13 protein-coding genes are annotated in these 18,157 nt (G+C 66.5%); 11 read left to right on the top strand and 2 right to left on the bottom strand.

Annotation, left to right across the window (positions count from 1 at the left end; translation table 11 throughout):
- Window positions 1-73: 73 nt before the first annotated feature.
- The gene (locus MOQ72_RS18870) at window positions 74-1,525 is read right to left on the bottom strand and encodes an aromatic amino acid ammonia-lyase (RefSeq protein WP_242185113.1); all 1,452 of its coding nucleotides are present in this window, start codon (window positions 1,523-1,525) and stop codon (window positions 74-76) included.
- 73 nt (window positions 1,526-1,598) lie between these two features.
- Between MOQ72_RS18870 and MOQ72_RS18865 the strand changes: the two genes are divergently transcribed.
- Complete coding sequence (locus tag MOQ72_RS18865) at window positions 1,599-2,438, top strand: MurR/RpiR family transcriptional regulator (protein WP_242185112.1); 840 nt, start codon at window positions 1,599-1,601, stop codon at window positions 2,436-2,438.
- On the top strand, window positions 2,395-3,735 hold the full coding sequence (locus MOQ72_RS18860) for an MFS transporter (protein WP_242185111.1): 1,341 nt from the start codon (window positions 2,395-2,397) through the stop codon (window positions 3,733-3,735). Before MOQ72_RS18865 ends, MOQ72_RS18860 begins: the two co-directional genes overlap by 44 nt.
- A 191-nt stretch (window positions 3,736-3,926) precedes the next feature.
- Here MOQ72_RS18860 and MOQ72_RS18855 read toward each other — a convergent pair whose 3' ends face one another.
- Window positions 3,927-5,825 (bottom strand): alpha-L-rhamnosidase-related protein, encoded by a 1,899-nt coding sequence (locus tag MOQ72_RS18855; RefSeq protein WP_242185110.1) that lies wholly within the window; start codon window positions 5,823-5,825, stop codon window positions 3,927-3,929.
- 580 nt (window positions 5,826-6,405) lie between these two features.
- On the opposite strand from MOQ72_RS18855, the gene MOQ72_RS18850 reads away from it, so the two are divergent.
- From MOQ72_RS18850 to MOQ72_RS18810, 9 genes are all read left to right on the top strand, one after another.
- The gene (locus tag MOQ72_RS18850; RefSeq protein WP_277954314.1) at window positions 6,406-7,488 is read left to right on the top strand and encodes a LacI family DNA-binding transcriptional regulator; all 1,083 of its coding nucleotides are present in this window, start codon (window positions 6,406-6,408) and stop codon (window positions 7,486-7,488) included.
- A 155-nt stretch (window positions 7,489-7,643) separates the two neighbouring features.
- The gene (locus MOQ72_RS18845; protein WP_242185108.1) at window positions 7,644-8,954 is read left to right on the top strand and encodes an MFS transporter; all 1,311 of its coding nucleotides are present in this window, start codon (window positions 7,644-7,646) and stop codon (window positions 8,952-8,954) included.
- Complete coding sequence (locus MOQ72_RS18840; protein WP_277954313.1) at window positions 8,954-11,764, top strand: family 78 glycoside hydrolase catalytic domain; 2,811 nt, start codon at window positions 8,954-8,956, stop codon at window positions 11,762-11,764. The genes MOQ72_RS18845 and MOQ72_RS18840 overlap by 1 nt, the downstream gene beginning before the upstream one ends.
- 87 nt (window positions 11,765-11,851) lie before the next feature.
- Window positions 11,852-14,797, top strand: a complete 2,946-nt coding sequence (locus MOQ72_RS18835) for a family 78 glycoside hydrolase catalytic domain (RefSeq protein ID WP_242185106.1) — start codon at window positions 11,852-11,854, stop codon at window positions 14,795-14,797.
- A 600-nt stretch (window positions 14,798-15,397) separates the two neighbouring features.
- The gene (locus tag MOQ72_RS18830) at window positions 15,398-15,787 is read left to right on the top strand and encodes a hypothetical protein (protein WP_242185105.1); all 390 of its coding nucleotides are present in this window, start codon (window positions 15,398-15,400) and stop codon (window positions 15,785-15,787) included.
- Window positions 15,788-15,812: 25 nt separating this feature from the next.
- Window positions 15,813-16,457, top strand: coding sequence for a WXG100 family type VII secretion target (locus MOQ72_RS18825; RefSeq protein ID WP_242185104.1), 645 nt, complete (start codon window positions 15,813-15,815; stop codon window positions 16,455-16,457).
- 29 nt (window positions 16,458-16,486) lie between these two features.
- Window positions 16,487-16,849, top strand: coding sequence for a YbaB/EbfC family nucleoid-associated protein (locus tag MOQ72_RS18820; protein WP_242185103.1), 363 nt, complete (start codon window positions 16,487-16,489; stop codon window positions 16,847-16,849).
- Window positions 16,846-17,487: a hypothetical protein gene (locus tag MOQ72_RS18815; RefSeq protein ID WP_242185102.1), complete on the top strand. Its 642-nt coding sequence runs from the start codon at window positions 16,846-16,848 to the stop codon at window positions 17,485-17,487. Before MOQ72_RS18820 ends, MOQ72_RS18815 begins: the two co-directional genes overlap by 4 nt.
- Before the next feature lie 374 nt (window positions 17,488-17,861).
- Complete coding sequence (locus tag MOQ72_RS18810; protein WP_242185101.1) at window positions 17,862-18,062, top strand: hypothetical protein; 201 nt, start codon at window positions 17,862-17,864, stop codon at window positions 18,060-18,062.
- The last annotated feature ends 95 nt before the right edge of the window (window positions 18,063-18,157 follow it).

Here is an 18,157-nt window from a genome sequence, read left to right as displayed (position 1 = left end):
CGGCGCGACCGAGGCCGGTTGCGCACCGCCGCGATCGCGCTGGCGGGTGCGGCGCTGCGGCGCTGAATTCCGGTCAGTAGTCGGCGAATTCGTCGATGATCTGCTCCGCCTGCGCGATTTCGCCGCTCAGCGGGTGGTCCTCCTCGATCATGGGTAGTTGGCGGGACGCGCGCGCGAAGGCTCGGGCGACCGGGGCGTCCGGCAACTCGGTGCCAGCGAGCCGCAACGCGCGAACAGCCCCGAGCAGTTCGCAGCCGAGCACCGTGCGATAGGCGGTGATGGCCGCCGAGGTGCTGCGTGCGGCTTGGGTGGAAAAGCTCGCGTGGTCTTCGAGCCCGCGCGAGATCACCGCGGTCCCCAGCGTCACCGGAGCTGCCGCGTGGCGGAGTTGGCCGAGCGCGTCGTGCGCGACGTACTCCAGGATCATGATCCCCGAGCTGCCCGGCGGGCCGGAGGACAGGAACGGCGTGAGGCCGGTTAGTTCCGGTTCCACGAGGTCGCTCAACCGCGCCGCGGACAGCTCGGCGACGTGGTGCAGCGCGGCGCGCAGGCTGTCCAGCGACAGCGCCAGGTATGCGGTGGAGAACTGGCCGTGGTGGTACACCCGCTCGCTGTCGACGTGGATGAGCGGGTTCTCGGCGGCGGCGTTGAGATCGATGGACAGCACCCGGTCAAGGGCATCCGCGGCGTCCAGTGCTGGACCGTGCACTTGCGGGTAGGCGCGCAGCCCGAACGGATCCTGCAACCGCCGTCCTTCCGGCGGATCCACGTCCAGGCCCAGGATTCGACGCACCTCGGACGCGCAGCGCACCGAGCCCGGATGTGGTCGCGCCTCGTGCACCTGCTCGGAGAACGCTTCCGGGGAGCCGCCGAGGGCGCAGAAGGACAACGCGGCGATCACGTGGCTGGCGTGCAGCAGTCGTCTCAGGTCGTGCCAGGCGAGTACCGATTCGGCCAGCGTCGCGGCATTGCTGGAGATGAAAGCGAGTGCGTCACCGGGACTGATCGGCACCGGGTCGAGCGATCCGACGTGCCACGGGCGTTGGCCAGCGATGGTCAACCCGATCTCGGCGAGCGCGCTGAGGTCGCCGGTCCCGATAGCGCCACGGGAGTGCACCAGCGGCACGGCACCGACGCGCAGCGCGGTCTCCAGCGCGCGCAGCAGCCGCGGGTGCACGCCGCTGCCAGCCGCGGCGAGCTGGTTGAGCCGGATCACCAGCGTGGCGCGCACGATCGCGTCGGGAAGCTGTTCTCCGGTACCTCCGGCGTGGCTGCGAAGCAATCGGAGCCCGTGTTCGTCGGCGGAGTCGGCGTCGACGATGGCGTGCCGGTTGGCACCGACGCCGGTGGTCCTCCCGTAGACCGCCCGCTTGGCTCCGATGTCCAGCGCGAGGCGGTAGGTGCTCTCGGCGCGGCGCACGGCGTCCGGGTTCAACTTCACCGATGCGCTGCGTCGAGCTACCCGCACGACGTCCGCGCAGCGCAACCCCTCGCCGTCGATGCGAACCCTGCTGGTATCTGACATGGCCCCTCTTGACAATCATTCATTCAGATCTGATGCTGCATGAAACTCCCCATTCATCGCGTTGGCAAGGGCGGTGCCCGGATTGCACGGTCGGCTGCAAGAGCTGTTCACCGAGCACCGGCTGACCCCGGCCCAGCGCCGAATCGCCGCGTACCTGTTGGCGAACGCTGCGACCGCCGCCTACCTGACCAGCGTCGAGCTCGCCGAAGCCGCGGCGGTGAGCCAGCCGTCCGTGACGAGGTTCGTCGCGCTGCTCGGCTTCGACGGTTACGGGCACTTCCGGCGGTACCTGCGCCAAGCGGGCTCCGAGCCCGCCGCGGACCAACACGTGCGGGGCTCCAAGCTCCAGTCGGGCATCGACGAGGACGTGAACAACCTCGCCAGGTTGCGCGCCGAACTCGCCGACGAGAGCGGCCTGCGCGCGGCTGGCGCGTTGCTGGCGGCGTCCACTCCCTTGGTGGTGCTGGGTTTGCGGGTCTCCGCCCCGCTGGCTGCTCTGTTCGGCTACCTCGCCGCGAAGATCCATCCCGATGTGCGCCTGCTGACCTCGGGCGGGAGCATCATCGGCGACCAACTGCGCCATGCGCGCCAGTGCGGTGCCGATGCCGCGATCGTGTTCGCGATGCCGAGGTATCCGCGTGAGACGCAACGCGCCATGGTGCAGGCCCGCGACTTGGGGCTGCGCACCGTGCTGGTGACGGACAAGACCGTCTCCGCGCTGACCCCCGATGCCGATGACGTGCTCGCCGCCGCAGTGGGGGAGGGACTCGTCTTCGATTCGCACGCGGCAGTGATGTCGCTGTCGACCTCATTGCTCGAAGCGATGGCCGATGCCGCGGGAGCCTCCGCGCGGCGACGATTGGAGAACTTTGAGCAGTACGCGGCAGACCAGCAACTCTTCCTCGACGACTGAGGCAGCGGCGTTCGACGACGTCGCGCTGAACCGCTTCCACCTCAAGATCACCGCGTTGACCTTCGGCGCGAACTTCTCCGACGGCTACCAGTTGGGGATCATCGGGATCGCGCTGACCCTGATCGCCCCGCAACTCGCCCTGGGCTCGGCCTGGCAGGGCCTGCTCGGCGCCTCCGCACTGATCGGCATCTTCCTCGGCAGCACGGCGGTCGGTTGGGCGGCGGACCGGATGGGCCGCCAGCGCCTCTACATGCTGGACTTCCTGCTCATCGCCGTCGCATCGGTGCTGCAGTTCTTCGTCACCGGGGCGATGGAGTTGTTCGTGCTGCGGCTGCTGATCGGATTCGGGATCGGTGCCGACTACGCGCTCGGCCCAACGCTGGTCGCCGAGTTCGTGCCGCGCCGGTATCGCGGTGGGCTGCTGGCCTCGCTCACGGCGATGTGGACGGTCGGTTACATCGCGGCCTTCTTCTTCGGTAACTACCTCGCCGGGTTCGGCGGCGACGCCTGGCGGTGGCTGCTGCTGAGCAGCGCGCTACCCGCGATCGTGGTCCTGCTGGTGCGGATCGGCACTCCCGAGTCGCCGCGCTGGTTGGTCAGCAAGGGGCGGCTGCACGAGGCCAGGGCCGTGGTAACCCGCTTCATCGGAGCGCAGGTCGACTTCGACGCGTTCGCCGCTCAGCACGTGCACGAGCGCCGCGAGAGCTACCGGGAGCTGTTCGGTTCGCGCCATTGGCGCAACACCGCCTTCGGTGTCCTGTTCTACAACTGCCAGGTCATCCCGTACTTCGCGATCTACACGTTCCTGCCGCTGGTGCTGGCGAAGATCAACCTGGACGGCGACGAGTTCCTGGGCGATGCGCTGCTCAACCTCTTCCTGCTGCTGGGCGGCATCGGTGGGCTGTGGCTCGTCGCGAAGCTCTCCCGGCGCGGACTGACCATCGGCTCGTTTGTCGTGATGGCGTTGTCCCTGGCGCCGATCGGCATCTGGCCGGACGCACCTACTGCGCTCTTGTTCCCGCTGTTCCTCGTGTTCACCTTCACGATGTCGGCGTCGTCCAACCTCGACCAGGTGTACCCGCCCGAGTTGTTCCCCACCGAACTGCGCAGTTCCGGCGTCGGGTTGCTCAACGGGCTGAGCCGGATCGGCTCCGCGATCGGCACCTTCCTGCTGCCCATCAGCTTCGATTCCCTCGGCTTCTCTCCCACGATGGTGGCCCTGACCGCGATCCTGGCCGTGGGCGCGGTCGTGTCACTGGCCTGGGCACCGGAAACCAGCGGACTCGCCCTCGACTGAGCTGGCGGCCGAGGAAAAGCCGGAGTTCACCCGTCGGAAAAACGGTCCGCCAAGCGACGATTGGGGTGTGACGGAACCCGCGGCACCACCGGTGAGGTCGAGCGGAATGCTGGGGCGACGCTTGCGATGTGGGCCGTCGCGGAAGGTGTTGTCGGCAGCGGCCCACATCGTTTTGGAGAGGGGGTTCTGCGTCAGCGCTGGGTTGCAGTGATCTCATATGTGCCGCCGGGCACGGTCAGGATCACGTAGTCATCGGACGATTTCGCTCGGGATCCGAGCGCCTTGCCGCCTTGCCATTCGGTGTGACCGTTGACGGTGATCGTCGAATCGCGGTCAGCCGGGACCGCGATCGTTCCTGTGGTGTGCGCGGGTGTCTGCGCGGTGAGCGTGAACTGTCCGGATCGCGGGTCGGAAGTCCACTGCGCCTTGATGGTTCCATAGGCGGTCGGGACGGCACCGGCTGTCCAGCGAACAGCGCCGGGCCGCGGCGTGATGCTCCAGGACTGGTAGCCGGGGCCGACGGGTGCAATTCCGAGAAGCTGCTCGGTCAGCTGCACGCTCGGAGCGGCCGACCACCCGTGCGCGAGGCTGGCTGTCGCGCGGTTGACGCCGCCGGTGCTGTTCTTGAATTCCCAGAAAGTGCCCGTGTAGAGCGGGTTCTTCTCGTCGATCATCGGCCCCCAGGTGCGTCGCATGAGATCCAGCGCGCCATTGGTGTCACCGGCGGAGAAACGGCTGGCTGTCTCCATTCCGTTGGCGAAGGGCTCGATGGTGTGACCGGTGGGGTCCTGCAGACCGGGGCCCATGATGGCGCCGTGCGGATTCCAAAGCTTCTCCAGTGCTGCGAGGACACTCGCTTGCTTCTCGGGTGGCACGAAACCGTACTGGAGCGCCAGGGAGTTCGCGTCCTCGACGAGGACGTCCGGGTTGGTGCTGCTTTGCCCGTAGGCTCCCAGCTTCGGGTTCCAGAGTTTGCTGGTGACCGCGGCTTTGATGGAGTCGGCCTTGGCGTCGTAGCCATCGGCCAGGGTGCTGGAGCCGACGGTGCGTTCAAGCCAGGACATCTCTCGCAGGAGAATGTAGTAGTCGATGCTGTACTTGGTGACTTCACCGGTCTGCGTCGACTGCCAGTAGTCGCGGTCGTTGGAGACCACGAGGTTGTCGGCGTTGAGGAAGCTGTCGTTGTACGCCAGTTCCTTGCGCAGCGCGGGAAGTGCGGCGGTGATGTAGGCCCTGTCCCCGGTGTAGCGGAAGTAGTCGATGAACGCACGAGCCCCGTACCCGGAGTAGTTGTTCGAATAGAACAGGGGAGAACCGGTGGGGGAGGTGCGTTTTGAGAAGTCCGGTGACCCGGGGAACGCGCCGTCTGCCCGTTGGGTCGCCAGCAACGCGTCCAGTGACGATTTCACGTACGGTGCCCCGGCATCCCCGAGGCTGGTGAGGAGTGTGGGGATCTGGACGAGCAGGTCGCCGGTCCAGATGCTGCGGTCGCGTTTGGCGCCGTCGTAGATGCGCGAGTCAGGGAGACCGTTGAGGCCGGGCGCCTTGAGATTCATCTGCACCGTGTAGGCGCCGGAGTACCACATCCGGTTGAGCTGGTCGTCGCTGGAGAGGAACCAACCGCGGTAGTCGGCCGACGTCGCGCGGAATGCCTGGAAGTTCACGCCTGCCGAGGACAGCGTGATGCTTCCGGGGGACGAGACGGTGAGCAGTGCGAATCTGAAACCGCCGTGGAATCCGCCGGTCTGCCGTCCTGGGCCGGACGGCTGGAAGGTATCGGGCCCGCCGACGCCAGCCAGGCCACGAGACTCATCCGAACTCGGTGCCCCCGGCGACGTCGAAACCATCGTGCCCGCGGCGAGATCGGACGTCAGCGCGGGCTGGACAGTCACGGTCCGCGCTGACGCGTCGAAGCCTGTGATGGTCCGAGTGACTGGTTCGTCCGCTTCGGGCGTGAACGTGATCGTATTACCGGCCTCGATGTTCTCCGTGGACGTCAGCGGGATTTGCGTCGAACCGGCCGGCGCCGCGGCAGAGCTCGTCGTCGAGGCGGGCGTGCGGATGTACTGCCGCGCTTCGGCGGTGACCAACGTGAGGGTCGGGGAGCCGGTGACCCGGCTGAGATCGAGGTACGGCGTACCTCCGATCTCCTGGCCGAAGTCGAGGAGGACGGACGCTGGCGTGCCACCCGCTGTGGTCGTGAGGGTCGTTGCCGGACCAGGGGTCCCCGTCAGGGACTGGGGGTGCGTGACGTCGCCTCGTCCTTCCGCTCGGACCGGGTGCACGTCGGGCGTCGACGGTCCGAGAACGTAGGACTTCCAGGCTGACGTGTCCAGGCCCGGCGCACTGATCGGGTGCGTGAACGCCTGACCAGGCGTAGCGGCGATCGTCGGGGTGATGGCCGCGAGAACCGCGACCGTTGCCCAGCGGCGGAGCCAAGGGGCTCTCGCATGAGTAAATCGTTTCAATTTTGCGGCCTCTCTCTACTTTGAGCGGAGGTCTGCTGTCGGGGGTGCCCGGAATCGCGCGGGCGAGCTGTGCCGTGGCGGCAGAAGCGAGATCTTAAGGGACACGCTGGGCCGAAGGGCAAGCGTTTGTCCAAAACCGGAAGCGTGCGCGGCTGCGGTCGCGCTCGATGAGCGGACCGTGGTTCGCGATCTCTGCACTAGGATGGAAGTGGAGGGCAGCGGCACGTGTGGTGAGAGGAAGAGTCGGCTGAACAGGGTCACCATTCGCGACGTCGCAGAGTTGGCGAGGGTCTCCCCGGCGTCGGTGTCGAACTACTTCCACAAGCCGCGGAAGTTGTCCGAGGAGACGAGGCAGCGGATCCAGCAGGCGGTGGACACGCTCGGGTTCGTGCCCAACGATGCTGCGCGAACCCTCCGAACCGGAGTGAATCCGGTCATCGGCTACATCGCCTTCGAGCTCGCAGGTGCCACTACTCCCGAGATCGCCGCGGCGATCGAGAAGCGGGTGTCCGCCGAGGGCATGTACATGCTGATGGCCAATGACACCGGGTCTGAGCAGCGGGAACGAACCTATCTGCAGCTGTTCGCCAAGCAGCAGGTCAGCGGCGTCATCATCGCTCCGGTCGGCAACGTCGAGGACGAGCTGGCCCGCATGCGGGCTTTCGGCATCGCGAGCGTGCTCAGCGCCCGGCGCGCCGAGTCGCCCGCACAGGCGTCCGTGTCGATCGACCACGTCGCCGGTGGCAAGCTGGCGGCGGAACACCTCATCGAGCAGGGGCGAAAGCACATCGGCTTCGTCTCCTCGTCGCTACAGCTGAAACAGGTGGCCGACCGGCTCAACGGCGCCCTGTCGGCGGTCCACTCGGCTCCCGGTGTCAAACTCGAGGTCCTTCCGGTGCCCGAGCGCACCGTCGAGGCAGGTGTCGCCTGTGCGGACGCGCTGGCGCACCGACCGTCGACCGAGCGTCCTGACGCGTTGTTCTGCGCCAACGACCTGCTGGCCATCGGTGTCATCCAGGCGTTCGTGTCGGCCAACGTCATACGCGTGCCTGCCGACATCGCCATCGTCGGTTACGACGACATCGAGTTCGCCCGGTCCACGATCGTGCCCCTGACCACCGTCCGGACTCCCCATGCCGAGCTGGGCACCGCCGTCGCGGACCTGCTCTTCACCGAGATCGACGCGCTCACCGCGGGTGGCGTCCACGACGGCAGCGGTCTGTCACGCCCGCAGATCGAGTTCTCTCCGGAACTGGTCGTGCGGGCGTCCTCAGTCCAGCAGTGACACTTGCTGCGGAGTGCGCTAGGTTGGCTCGTATTGAAACGTTTTACCAATTTCGCATCGCTCTCTTGACGGTCTAGTGAGGTCGCATGGTGTGATGCCTTCCGCAACCGAGGTAAAACGTGTCACCGAGCTGCTTCGACGAAGAAGGAGACCTCATGGCCGAGAACACCGCCGAGGCACCTGCTGGGCTTGAACCCAGGCACTGGATCCTCGCAGTCGCCGCGGGGATGGCGTCGCTGCTGGATGCTGGCGCGATCATCTCCGTGGGCTTGGGCCTGGCGGTGTGGAAGGAGGCATATGACCTCGACGTGTGGACGATCGGGGTCCTCGGATCGGCCCTGACGCTGTTCATCGCGGTCGGATCGCTGACCGGTGGCCGGTTGGCCGATCTGCTCGGCCGGGGGCGGATGTTCTCGCTGACGATCTTGCTGTTCGCGGCAGCGGCCGTGGCAGTTGCCCTGGCTCCTGGCGCGCCGGTGTTGGTGGCCGGTGTGATCGTGCTCGGCGTTGCCGCCGGAGCCGATCTGCCGACCTCGATCGCGGTGCTGTCCGAACGTGCTCCGGAGGGGACGCAGGGGCGACTCGTTGCCTTCACGCACGTGATGTGGACCGTCGGCGTGGTGCTGGCGACGCTGCTGGGATTCGTGGTCTCGGGGATGGGCGTGTCCGGTATCAGCCTGATCTTCGGTCTGCTGGCAGTGCTCGCGGTCGCGACGTTCTTCTTCCGCGCCTTCTACCCGCCATTCCACCAGCTTGAGAACGAGGCGATGGCCCGGTACACGACGGCCGGAGTGGATCCGGCCAAGGCGTTGCCGCTCGGGGCTCTGCTGCGGAACCGGACTTCGCTCCTCCTGATCGTGCTCACCGCGCTCTTCTACCTGTTCTTCACGCTCGTGGCCAACACGTTCGGTTCGTTCAAGACCTACTTCCTCGTCACGGTCGGCGGCACGACGCAGACCGTGGCGACGGGGCTGTCGTTCGGAACCACTCTGATCGGTCTGGCAGGCACGATCGTCTTCACCCGCATCGCGGACACGAAGTGGCGCAGCCGGTTCTTCGCGGCCGGAGTGCTGATCTTCGCGTTCTGCCATCTGCTCATCGCCATCACAGGCGGTGTCCTGCTTCCGGTGATGATCGCCGCCCTGGTTCTCTACAACATCGCCTTTCCCTTCGTCGGCGAGGCGCTGTACAAGATCTGGACCCAGGAGTCGTTCCCGGTGAACGCTCGCGCGACGGTGCAGGGCTTCACGATCGCCGTCGCCCGGTTCATCGCCGCCGCCTTCGCCCTCGTCACGCCCGCGCTGATCGCGTGGAGTCCGGCTGGCCTCTACTACCTGCTGACAGTATTCGCAGTGGTGTCCGGGTTCGTCGGCATGATGATCATCCGCCGACTGCGCGCGGGCTCCGATCGCGTGCCCGCGAGCTCGCCCAAGGCCGCTGCTGCGGCCACAAAGGAGGTTCTCTGATGACGAGCGCCCCCCTCGTCACCGTCCATCCCCCGCGCGTCGGTTTGTCCGATGAACCATTCGTGCCGACCTCGTGTCCGAGGCTGTCGTGGAAGACGTTGTCGCGCAGGGATGCCTGGCTTCAAGCGAGGGCCGAGGTCGAGCTCGTCACTGCGAATACGCGCACGACCGTGTCGATCGATGGGGATGAATCGGTTTCCGTCGAGTGGCCGTTCCGTCCGCTGCGACCACGGGAGACAGCCACCGTCCGGGTGCGGGTCCATGGAACGGACGGATCGCTCTCGCCGTGGAGTGAACCGTCCGAGGTGACGGCAGGTTTCCTCGACGAGTCGGAGTGGTGCGCGCGGTTCGTCGGGTCCGGTTCGGCCGAACCGCACCTGCTGCGCACTGCGTTCGAGGTGCGCGGTGGTGTCCGTCGGGCTTTCCTGTACGCGACCGCGTTCGGAGCCTACGACGTTCGCCTCAACGGCGATGCCTTCGATGAGGCGGTGCTGAAGCCCGGCTGGACGAGCTATCAGTGGCGGCTCCTGCTCGACGTCAACGACGTGACCAAGCACCTCAGGCAGGGGACCAACACCATTGGGATCGAGCTGGCCGGTGGCTGGTACACCGAGGCGTTCGGGTTTCGCGACCGTGCGCGGAGGTTCTACGAGGGCAGCCCGGCAGCTGCGGCGCAGCTGGTGATCGAGTACGACGACGGCACCACAGCCACAGTGGCCACTGGCGAGGATTGGCGCTGGGCGCGCGGGCCTGTCGTGGCGGCAAGCATCTACCAGGGCGAGACCTACGACGCGCGGCTGCACGATCCGGACTGGGCGCGTCCAGGCGAGGACACCTGGCGCCCAGCGGTGCTCGTCGATGTCCCGGACGTGCGGCCCGAGCCCCGTTCGGCCCCACCTGTTCGCGTGATCGAACGTCGAGCGGTGGCACAGGTGCTCACGACACCGTCCGGCAAGACCGTGCTCGACTTCGGGCAGAACTTGGTCGGCTGGGTCAGATTTACCGTCTCGGGGCCACGCGGGCACAAGATCACGTTGCGCCACGCCGAGGTGCTGGAGGACGGCGAACTGGGAACGCGTCCGCTGCGCAACGCCGCCGCCACGGACCACTACATCCTCAGCGGTGCTGGGGAGGAGACGTGGGAGCCGCGTTGGACGTTTCACGGCTTCCGGTACGTCGAAATCCAGAACTGGCCAGGCGATTTCTCGCCGTCGGCTGTTTCGGCCGCGGTCGTCCACACGGACATGCCGCGTACCGGAGGCTTTTCCACCTCGCACGCGTTGCTGCAGCGTTTTCACGACAACGTCGTTTGGGGGATGCGCGGGAACTTCCTGTCGATCCCGACGGACTGCCCGCAGCGCGACGAGCGCCTCGGATGGACCGGCGACATCCAGGTGTTCGCGCCAACCGCTTCGTTCCTGTACGACTGCGACGCATTCCTTCGCTCGTGGTTGGAGGACGTCGTTGCCGAGCAGCGAGCGGCGAACGGGGTCGTCCCGATGGTGGTTCCGGCGGTCATCCCTCAGGTGCCGGGACAGCTCCAGCCGGTCGCGGCCTGGGGCGATGCGATCACCGTGGTACCCACCGTGCTGCGCGAACGCTTCGGCGACCGGGATGCGCTACCAGCCTGTTTCGAGGCCATGGCGGCGTGGGTGGACACGGTGACCGATCGGACGGGTGGCAGCTCGCTTTGGGAGGGCGGCTTCCAGTTCGGCGACTGGCTCGACCCGGACGCTCCCCCTGACCAGCCCGGTCAGGCCAAAGCGGACGCCGGGCTGGTTGCGACGGCTTACTACTACCGCTCTGCCGACCTCACCGCGAAGGCCGCGAGGTTGCTGGGCCGCGAGGACGAGGCGCTTCGGTACGGCGATCTCGCGGCGAAGATCGCCGATGCGTTCCGCAGCACGTACATCACGGCCCGGGGCCGCATGATGTCGGACGCACCGACGGCTTATGCCCTCGCGATCGTCTTCGGTCTCGTGGCGGGCGACCAGCAGGAGGCGATGGGGGAGCGGCTGCGACACCTAGTCCGGGCCTATGGCTACCACATCGCCACCGGTTTCGTCGGCACTCCGATCATCTGTGAAGCGCTGACGGCGACCGGACATGCAGATGCGGCGTCGCGATTGCTGGTCCAGACCGAGTGCCCCTCGTGGCTCTACCCCGTGACGATGGGCGCTACCACCGTCTGGGAACGGTGGGACTCGATGCTGGAGGACGGCTCGATCAACCCCGGTCAGATGACGTCGTTCAACCACTACGCGCTCGGCGCGGTCGCGGACTGGCTGCACCGGGCCGTCGCTGGTCTCGCGCCGCTGGAAGCGGGCTACCGTCGCATCCGTGTCGTCCCGACGCTGCTCGACGCGCTGGACGACGCGTCGGCCTGGCACGAGACACCGTACGGGCGGGCTTCGTCCGGGTGGTCGCGGGACAACGACCTGGTGCGGTTCCACGTCGAGGTGCCGCCCAACACCCGTGCGCTGGTGCGGTTGCCCTCCGGGGTGGAACACGAGGTGGGCAGTGGAACCCACATCTGGACCGAGCGCCACCCCCGGCGACGCCGCACCCGCACCGAACTGGGCCTCGGAAGCGATCTCGCCACCATCGTCGACGACGTCGAGGCGTACCAGGCCGTGATGGCAGCGATGAGCTCGATCGATCCCGCACGAGCCGCTGCCTTCCGCCGCACCACCCGGTGGACCCCCGGCCGCGAGTTGCGCGACCCGCTCAGCCACACCCCGCTCGAAGTGATCGATGCGATCGAAAAGGCACTGGTGGCCCTTCCTGTTCGAGAGGTGGAGGTCCACTAGGGACGGTGTCTACCGTGCAACCCTGACGTGCTGTGACAGCCAGATGCCGTGACTTCACGGTGCCGGACCTTTCTGAACGGAGACGACGTGACCCCGGAAGCCCAGCGTCCCCAGGACCTCCTGACAGACGGCCGACATGACCCGATCGGCACCGGAAGCAATCCCGTCCTCACCTGGCGACCGAGTGCGCAGCGTGCCGCGCAGGTCCAGGTCGCCGACGGTGCAGGGGACGTCATCTGGGACTCCGGAATGGTCACGACATCGCTGCCGCGGATGCGATTCGACGGTCCGGCGCAGCGGAGCCGGGCGGTCAGCCGGTGGCGCGTGCGGGTCACGGGGGAGGACGGCCGGGTTTCGGAGTGGAGCGACTGGGCGCGGTGGGAGACGGGCCTGCTCGACCCAGGCGACTGGTCCGCCTCCTGGATCGGCCGCCGGACGGATCCGGCACGGCGCGTCGTGCGCTCCCTCGGTACGGACCACGTTGCGTGGATCGAGCCGGGTCAGTGGCTCGGGCAGACCGTTGCCATCGCGGGCGAAATCACCGCGGTGAGCGTGGATCTGACCAGTGCGCCGGGCGACGCGGTCGCCGGTCGGCTCGAATTGTGCACTCTCCGCGGAGATGTGCTCGCTTCCCAGGTGGTCGAAAAAGGCGCCTTCCGCTGGGACCGGTTCGCCCATTTCCTCGAAGCGCCAGCAGGAACGGCTGCCGGTGAGTACCTCGTGCGGGTCAGCGTCCAAAAAGGTCGTATCGGCTGGCGGACGCTCTCCACGCCCGAGCAGCCGGTCGTCGACGACGGGATCTCCCCGCTACCGGTGCGCGGACAGGCCCTGCGGGACGGTGTCGAAGTGCCGGGAGTGCGGGCCGTTGGTATCGAGACCATCCCCGCGCCCAACCCGATGTTCCGCGCAGAGTTCACTGTGGACGCCGCGCGAGAGGCGAGGCTGTACGCCGTCGGTCTTGGGTATGGCGAGTTCAGCATCAACGGGCAACCGGTGACGAGCGACGTTCTGGAGCCACCACAGACGAACTACGGCCGCACGATTCTCCATCGCACCTACGACGTTGCGCACCTGCTTCGTCCAGGGAAGAACACACTGGTAGCCGAACTCGGACGCGGCTTCTTCGCGGCGCGCGGCGCGAACACCTGGGCGTGGAATCTCGCGCCGTGGCATCGCGAGCCGGTCCTCATCGCCCAGCTTGAGTACCTCGACGGCGACGGGCGGCGTCAGGTCGTCGGGACGGGGAACGGCTGGGAGACGGCTGACAGCGCCGTAACGAGCGATCTCCTCTACACCGGCGAAACGACAGGGCAGGCTGGTGAGCACTGGGAACCCGCCGCGCTCGTCGCCCCGCCCGGAGGCCGTCTGGTCCCCGCGGAAGCTCCGCCGATCCGTCGCCGCGAGCTCATCGCACCGGTCGCGACACATCAGTTGGGACTGGACACCACTGTCTACGACTTCGGCACCGTGCTCGCTGGCCGAGTCCGCTGCACCGTCGCCGGGGAGACAGGCGCCGAAATCGTCATCCGGTACGGAGAGCAGCTCGCGCAGGATGGATCTGTCTTGTGCGACAACCCCCTCACCGCGGGCGAAGCGCAGGTCGACCGACTCGTGATCACGGACTCCCAGGGGGAAAGGAGCTGGGAGCCGAAGTTCAGCTACAAAGGATTCCAATACGTGAGCGTGCAGATCTCCGGTCGTGCGAGCGTGACGGAGGTCAACGCGGTCCGCCTGCAAGCGGCCGTCGACACCGTGGGCGAGTTCGAGTGCGACGACGAGACGATCACTTGGATCGACGCCGCGACAGGCGGGACTTTCCTCAACAACCTGCACGGCATTCCGACCGATACTCCCGTCTACGAGAAGAACGGGTGGACGGCCGACGCTCATCTCGCGACGGAGGCCGTGCTGCACCACTTCGATCTCCGCACGACATTCGGGAAATGGCTGGACGACCACGTCGACGCACGTGACGACCACGGCATGGTTCCGCAGATCGTTCCGACGCCGGACTGGGGGAGGGCGGCCGATCCGGCTTGGAGCGCCTCGATGGTGCTGATCCCGTGGAACCTGTACTGGGAGTACGGCGAGCGGGCCATCCTCGAACGTTACGCGGATGCGATCCGGGCCTATGCGGATCGGCTCCTTGAGCTCACCGAAGACGGCCTGTGGCCGCAGCACAGCTGGGGGGACTGGCTCGCGCCCGGCCACAAGTTCGCGCCGGAAGGGCCGATGCCGACCGCGACGATGATGCTCTACCGGGTCATCACGCGCACCGCCGACATCTGCCGGGAACTCGGCCTGGGCGGAGAACACGAACGCTACGACGAAGCGGCGCGGGCCATCGCCACCGCGTACCACCGAAAGTTCTTCGACGCGGTCACCGGCACGTACCGTGCTTCGCACATCGGGTACCGCCAGGCGATGAATGTCCTCCCCCTCGCGTTCGGTGCGGTACCGCGTGGCCATGTCGGAGAAGTCGCGGCTGGCCTGTTCAGCGACATAGAGCACCGTACGAGGGGGCATCTCGATTGCGGCGCAGTCGCGGTGAAGCACCTTCTGCCGGTCTTGTCCGACAACGGACGCAGCGATTTGGCCGTCACGGTGGCTACCCGAAGCGATCGGCCGAGCTGGGGCGTGTGGCGGCAGAAGGGTGCCTCGACACTGCGCGAGTCATGGGATGAGTCGGCCCGCTCGCGCAACCACTACTTCCTCGGATCCGTGTCAGCCTGGATCCACCAGACTGTCGGCGGCCTCCGGGCGACCAGTCCGGGGTGGGAATCCATCGACATCGCGCCAATCGTCGATGACCGCGTCAGGTGGGCCAGAATCGCCCACACCACGGTCCGGGGAAGGGCGGCTGTCGAGTGGCGGCGCAGTGGTGCGGTCTGGGACATCGACGTGGAAGTTCCGAACGGAGCCACCGCAGCGCTCCGGCTGCCGGGTGCCGCCATGATCCGCCTACCGAGCGGACGCCATGTCTTCGACAAGATCCCAAACACGTCGCCGGGGGCGGGCACGGCACAAGAATGATCGTTGCAGGTGAACCCGTGTCGCTGGAGCAGATCGAATCGGAGCGCCCGCTGGCATGAGCTCGACGTGATGCTGGCTTTGTTGGCTCAGCTGCAAGTGACCTATTTGGACGGCTCTCGCGACGTAATCGGCACCGACCAACAATGGACGACGGCGCGAGAGCGAGATTCTCGACCACGAGCTGCACGACGGCCAATGGACAGGTTTGTGAAGAAGAAAGCAGGTTCAGAGTGGGCAGTGTTCTGTTCTCGACGTGAACCTATGATCTCAGGACCTTTTCGCTGCGAGGGCGTTCGTGTTCTGTAGCGCTAGGCCCGCACTGGTGTCGGGAAACCCGTGCGGATCGCGGTAGGGATCACGGTGCGACCGGCTGCGGTCATTGTGCGGCGAAGCTCGATTGCGATCGGTCCGGGAGCCGGATCAAACTGCGCGGGCAGCCTCGTCGGGTGGGACAACGGGACGTCAGTGAATCCACCGGGTGGTGTAGTCGCGTGGAAAAACGTTGCTCCATAGCGGTGATTTCCGAGAAGTGGATACAGCCACGTTCTTGCTGCTGGCAGGATGATCGTCCTGCGGGGGCATGGGATACCGGGGAGGACCATGACCGAGCCGGGGTTCTACGGCGACTACGGGACCATGAAGATCGCCGGGAACAAGATAGCAGATGCCAGGGATTCGCTAGGGGCGCACCTTTCGGATTTTCGAGACCGTGCGGCACTGGACAGTGCGATCCCGTCCCTTTCCGGTGACAAGATTCTGGTCCCGACACCCGGGCTCATGGGACCGGACATCGACCAGATCGAAACGGTGATCGCGCAGGCCGTCCGGGTTGCCTACAAGGCGACGGTCGATGCGGTCGACGGTTTCCTCGAGGAGACTCATCGGCAGTTGGACCAACTCTCGCGCGACATGTCCGACTCCATTCGGGAGTACCGCATGCGGGACGAGCAGGCTGCGTCCGGGATGCCGAACGTGGATCACCCCCGCTAAGTCATCCAGCGGGGAGAGGGGCGCCATGGCGAATCCGATGGAGATGGCCACGCCGGGATTCTGGGAAGCGGTCAGGAACTTCGACAAGATCGTGGACGAGACCGGTGTCAAGGTACGGAAGCTGTTACCTCAGTTCGAGCTGATCGGGAAGGTCGACACCGGAAAGATCAAGGACGTCGCGAAGAACGTGTGGGGAGAGTCTGAGACCACGGGAGGGGTGCGCACCGACATAGCTACCAGCCACAGCAGCGTCGCCGATGCGAAGAGCTACATCGAAAACGGCTGGAAAGGTGAAGCGTTCATCGCCTTCAACTCGGCGGCGGACAAGGCGAAGAACGCCTTGGACGACGTCTCTGAACCGTTGGCCGAGCTCAGCAAAGCGCTGACGGACATGGCGGACAAGTTCGAGCAGTCCGTTGGCGATGTGATGACCACGATTGCCGGGATAGGTGGGATTCTTACCGCGATCGGTGGAATCTTGACCGCGTTGCTCGTCGCTCCGGAGCCGGTTGTGACAAAAGTGATCGGCATCATCGTCGCAATCGTCGGTGCGCTGGTGGCCTTGGTGGCTTACGCCGGAGCGCAGATCAAAGCGGTCGAGGATCGCCAGAAGGCTGCTGAGGCAGTCGTCAACGAGTGCACGGTCGTCATGCGGACGATCAAGAACTGACGGTGCTACTTGAGTTGAGGGTCACGGCAATGGATATCGAAGATCGGGTCGCCCAGGCGATGCGGCAGCTGGACAGCAACATCGAAAAGGCTCGTCGCAATCCGGAAGCCGTGTTGCAGGGCAGCTATTCCGGGACGTCGCGGAACGTCACGGTGTGGGTGGATGCGCTCGGGAGGACGGAACGCTGCCGGATCACGCCCGGCAGTGTTCTGGAAGGCGACGAGGCGCAGTTGATCCAGGCGTTCCAGGAGGCGACCAGGAAGGCGCGTCGGAAGGCCGAGAACCTGGAATTCGAGGACGAGTCGGAAGACCACCGCGAACACGGCGCTGCCCGGCGCGGCTTTCCGGACGAGGACGACGCGGGCGACGGGCCCCTGACATGGCTCCGATGAGCACGCTGAGGGCACCCGCAGTCGGTCGGCGCGGCATCCGGTTCGGCGTGCTGTTCGCGGGGATGGCCGTGCTCCTCGCGTCGTGCTCGCCGCCTGCGAAGGGATACCGCGAAGACCCGGGTGCCTGCTCGCTGCTGCCGGAGCACAGCATCGTCGAGCAGCTCGGTCCGGAGGCCGTCCAGTTTCCGAACACCGCCAAGACAGGCGACACGGACACGACCCGGTCCAGCACCTGCGAATGGGAGTCGTTCCACCCGCCCCGATGGGGAAGTCCTCCGGCGAACGCGTTGATCCGCGTGACCGTCCTCGTGTCGGTGAGCGAGGACGGCGACCCGGACATCCACGGCGCGGAGGACGGGTACCGGACGAAGAGGCACGCCGACGATGTTTCAGACGAGCCGTCGGATGTGATCGGTGATGAGTCCCGGCACGGCTTCCGACCGGGCAGACCGGACCCGGCATCCGGTAGCCAGGTCGCCACCGTCGATTTCCGCCGTGCGAACGCCCACATCACAGTCGAATACCGCGGATGGGGAAGTCGCGGCTTCAGCAACGACTACCTTCCACAAGCCGAGCACGAGGCGACTACCCGGAACCTCGCGCGGCAGGCTGCGGCCAATCTCGGCGAGCCGAGGTAACCGGATGGTGCGCATCCCACTGCGCAAAGGTTCGGTCCTCGCTGCTGGTAGAAACACGGTCGGGTCCAGGTGCCCAGTGGTTGAGATGGCGGATGGCGATCATTTACAGCGCGGGATTCCGCTGTCAAGATGCACCGCATGCGGAGTCTGATCGATCTCGTGGTGCGCAACCACATCGATCTGTTGCGGGTGTGCAGCGCGATCTGTTGACGCGCCACCCGCGGCCGTTGGTCTGAGCTGGCCCGGCCGTTCCCTTTTCGCTCGACGGCATACGTGCTCGCCGGTGTGACCGCGCGTGCCCGGTGGTGCTGCACGAAGCAATCCGTCACTGACGAAGGAGCACGTGTGTCTCACCGACTGACCGGCGAACCCTGTTGCGGACAGCCGTGATCGGCGCTGCCGCGTCCACGGTGGCTTGTGTCGGCGTCCCGGCCGGGGCGGCGGGCACGGTGCTACCCGGATGTTTCATGTACGACAGGTGGTTGCTGGAGTCAAACGGAGTCGCGCTGCTGGTGGACGCGGTCGCCGAACTGCGTGCCATGGCGTCCGGAGCGCCGCAGGCGGTCGCGTCGTGATCCTGCCGTCCACATACCGAAATGCTCTTCCACAGCATGGTGAACTACGTGATAGTGGGGTTATGAGTACCGGGACCGCGTTGGTTTCCCGCCGC

This window comes from Saccharopolyspora soli (assembly GCF_022678645.1).
Taxonomy (GTDB): Bacteria; Actinomycetota; Actinomycetes; order Mycobacteriales; family Pseudonocardiaceae; genus Saccharopolyspora; species Saccharopolyspora soli.
This window is presented reverse-complemented; position numbering and strand designations above follow the sequence as displayed.

Excerpts from the sequence above, each read along its gene's own strand:
- MOQ72_RS18870 (WP_242185113.1), bottom strand. The coding sequence starts at position 1,525 with ATGTCAGATACCAGCAGGGTTCGCATCGACGGCGAGGGGTTGCGCTGC.
- MOQ72_RS18850 (WP_277954314.1), top strand. The coding sequence starts at position 6,406 with ATGGAAGTGGAGGGCAGCGGCACGTGTGGTGAGAGGAAGAGTCGGCTG.
- MOQ72_RS18845 (WP_242185108.1), top strand. The coding sequence starts at position 7,644 with ATGGCCGAGAACACCGCCGAGGCACCTGCTGGGCTTGAACCCAGGCAC.
- MOQ72_RS18840 (WP_277954313.1), top strand. The coding sequence starts at position 8,954 with ATGACGAGCGCCCCCCTCGTCACCGTCCATCCCCCGCGCGTCGGTTTG.
- MOQ72_RS18830 (WP_242185105.1), top strand. The coding sequence starts at position 15,398 with ATGACCGAGCCGGGGTTCTACGGCGACTACGGGACCATGAAGATCGCC.
- MOQ72_RS18825 (WP_242185104.1), top strand. The coding sequence starts at position 15,813 with ATGGCGAATCCGATGGAGATGGCCACGCCGGGATTCTGGGAAGCGGTC.
- MOQ72_RS18820 (WP_242185103.1), top strand. The coding sequence starts at position 16,487 with ATGGATATCGAAGATCGGGTCGCCCAGGCGATGCGGCAGCTGGACAGC.
- MOQ72_RS18815 (WP_242185102.1), top strand. The coding sequence starts at position 16,846 with ATGAGCACGCTGAGGGCACCCGCAGTCGGTCGGCGCGGCATCCGGTTC.